Raw genomic sequence first — 2757 nt, 5'->3', positions numbered from 1 at the left:
CGACGATCGGCAACCGGCGCTCCTCGAATGCCAACGCCGGATCCTGCCCAGCCAGGCTCCGCCGTCGGACCAGGACGTCGGCGGCCTCACGCACCGAGATGCTGCCGCCCTCCTCGGTAGTCGGCACGATATCGGCGAGGTTGAGGTAGGAGATCGCGGCGAGCGCGAGGTTGTCGACCGTGTTGAAGGAACGCTCGGCGAACGTCAGGTCGCCACGCCAGCGCAGGTAGTCCTGCAGGTTCATGGCCCGTGGTCTCCTCGCTCGCCGTCCCGGTCCGGCGATTCTTCCGGATCGCTCGCTCCCAGGGGCCTGACCCGTGGCAGCTGGCACGGCCTCGGTCTGGCCAACCTCGCAGCCGTCGCGGCCGCACACGGCGGCGCGCTCAGCCTGACGGCGAATCACGGCGGTGGGTTGCGGGCCGTCATCACGCTGACCGCCGCAGGAATGCCCTAGTCGAGCAGTGCCGAGCGCTCCAACCAGCGCTCCTCGAGCTCGGCGGTCTCCGCCTCGACGGCGCGGAGCTGCTCGGTGAGCTCACCGAGGCCTTCGTAGTCGCTCACGTCGTGCGCCGCCATCTGCTCGTGCAGCTCACCCGCCCGGGCGGCGAGCTTGTCCATCCTGCGCTCGACGGCGGCAAGCTCCTTGCGCGCGGCCCTCGCCTCGGCGCCGTTCGGCGCTGCCTGCTCGGCCGCCGACGGCGGTGAGCTCGCCTCCGAGGTGGGTTGCGCCGTCGGGCGCGACGAGGGGCGACGCAGCCGTAGATACTCGTCGACGCCGCCGGGCAGGTGCCGGAGCCGGCCGTCGAGGATCGCGTACTGGTTGTCGGTGACGCGTTCCAGCAGGTAGCGGTCGTGGCTGATCACGATCATGGTGCCGGGCCAGGTGTCGAGCAGATCCTCCATCGCGGCGAGCGTGTCGGTGTCGACGTCGTTCGTCGGCTCATCGAGCAGCAGCACGTTGGGCTCGTCCAGCAGCACGAGCAGCAGCTGCAGGCGCCGGCGCTGCCCGCCGGAGAGGTCGCCGACCCGCGCCGAGAGCAGCGCGGTCCGGAAGCCCAGTCGTTCGAGGAGTTGCGCGGGGGTGAGGTCGGTGCCGTCGATCGCGTAGGTGGTCTTGTAGCGGGCCAGCACGTCACGCACGCGGTCGTCGCGGATCTCCTCGAGTTCGCTGAACTGCTGATCGAGGGTGCCGATCCGCACGGTCTTGCCGTGCTTGACGCGGCCGGTGGTGGGTGCGAGGGTGCCGGCGATCAGGGCGAGCAAGGTCGACTTGCCGGACCCGTTGCCGCCCACGATCCCGGTCCGTTCGCCAGGTGCGAGGCGCCATTCGATATCGCGCAGGACGTGGTTGTCGCCGAACGCGACGCCCGCCTCGTGCAGGTCGACGACGTCCTTGCCCAGCCGGGCCGTCGCCATCCGGGACAGCTCCACCCGGTCGCGCAGCGGCGGCACGTCCTCGATCAGCTGGTTCGCGGCGTCGATGCGGAACTTGGGCTTGGACGTGCGTGCGGGGGCGCCGCGGCGCAGCCACGCGAGCTCCTTGCGCATCATGTTCTGCCGCTTCGCCTCGGCCACAGCCGCCTGCCGGTCGCGTTCCACTCGCTGAAGCACGTATGCGGCGTAGCCGCCCTCGAAGGGGTCGACGATGCCGTCGTGGACCTCCCAGGTGGTGGTTGCGACCTCATCGAGGAACCAGCGGTCGTGCGTGACCAGCAGCAGGGCGCCCTGATCGCGCGACCCGCGATCCCGCAGGGGCGTGGCGAGCCACGTGCTCGCGTCGACGTCGAGGTGGTTGGTGGGTTCATCGAGGACCAGCACGTCCCAGTCGCCGAGCAGCAGCGCGGCGAGCGCGGCGCGGCGCCGCTGGCCACCCGAGAGCGTGCCGATGGTCGCGTCCATGTCGAGGTCGCCCACGAGCGCCGCGACCGCCTCGCGCGAGCGGCGGTCGGCCGCCCACTCGTGATCGGCGAGGTCTCCAAGGACGGCGTGCGCCAGGGTGGCGTCGTCGTCGAGGTCGTCGCTCTGGCCGAGCACGCCCACACGCAACCCACCCCGATGGGTGACCCGGCCGCCGTCGGGCTGCTGCTGCTGTGCCAACACGCGAAGGAGGGTCGACTTGCCATCCCCGTTGCGGCCGACGATCCCGATGCGCATCCCCTCGTCGACGCCGATCGTGACGCCCTGCAGCACGGTCGCGGTGGGGTAGGAGACGCTCACCGATTCAGCGCCGAGAAGGTGAGCCACGGGGGTCCAGCGTACGGGTTATCCGCCGGTCGAGTTCTCGCCGTCGATGTAGGACTGGCAGAGGTCCTCGTCGTCGTTGCCGTCCGGGAAGATCTGCTCGAGAGTCGGCTGGTCGATCAGCGCGCACACCGGGCCGGCCGATTCCTCGTCTGCGGTGGGTACGGAGATGATCAGGCCGTCGTCGGGTCCGTGGCAGGTCGAGGCGCGACCCGGCTCCTGACTGGACGAGCTGCTGCACTCCCAGTCACCGATCATCACGAACCCGCAGCTGCCCTCGAGCGGGCTCGGCGGGTCGTTGTCGTAGGTGTCGAGGAGATTCTCTGCGAACGCGCCGTCGACCTCGCCGATGACGCTCGTGACCGTTCCGCATGTCTGGGGGTCTGTCGCGGCCGGCTCGACCGCCTCCGAGACATCGCAGCCGGCCAGGGCGAGGCCCAGCAGCAGTGCCGCGGCGGCACGTCCGGCGTAGCGGGGTCCTATGGGCACCGACGGTAGTGAGCCGTGGCAACGGGC

At 70.7% G+C, this 2757-nt stretch carries 3 protein-coding genes; all 3 read right to left on the bottom strand.

Features of this window, described 5'->3' with window-relative positions; translation table 11 throughout:
• Positions 1–244 (bottom strand): hypothetical protein (locus ACOJSN_RS20310; RefSeq protein ID WP_420114297.1); only part of this gene is annotated, 244 nt, incomplete at its 3' end.
• 206 nt (positions 245–450) lie between these two features.
• A complete protein-coding gene (locus ACOJSN_RS20305; protein ID WP_420114296.1) occupies positions 451–2244 on the bottom strand; it encodes an ABC-F family ATP-binding cassette domain-containing protein in 1794 nt (597 codons plus the stop codon).
• An 18-nt stretch (positions 2245–2262) separates the two neighbouring features.
• The coding region (locus ACOJSN_RS20300; RefSeq protein ID WP_420114295.1) for a hypothetical protein at positions 2263–2757 on the bottom strand (495 nt) is incomplete at its 5' end.

Origin of the sequence: Pseudactinotalea sp., from assembly GCF_048594945.1 — a bacterium.
Taxonomy (GTDB): domain Bacteria; phylum Actinomycetota; class Actinomycetes; order Actinomycetales; family Beutenbergiaceae; genus Pseudactinotalea.
Note: the sequence above shows the minus strand (reverse complement) of the source record. Positions and strands in the feature narration are given on the sequence as shown.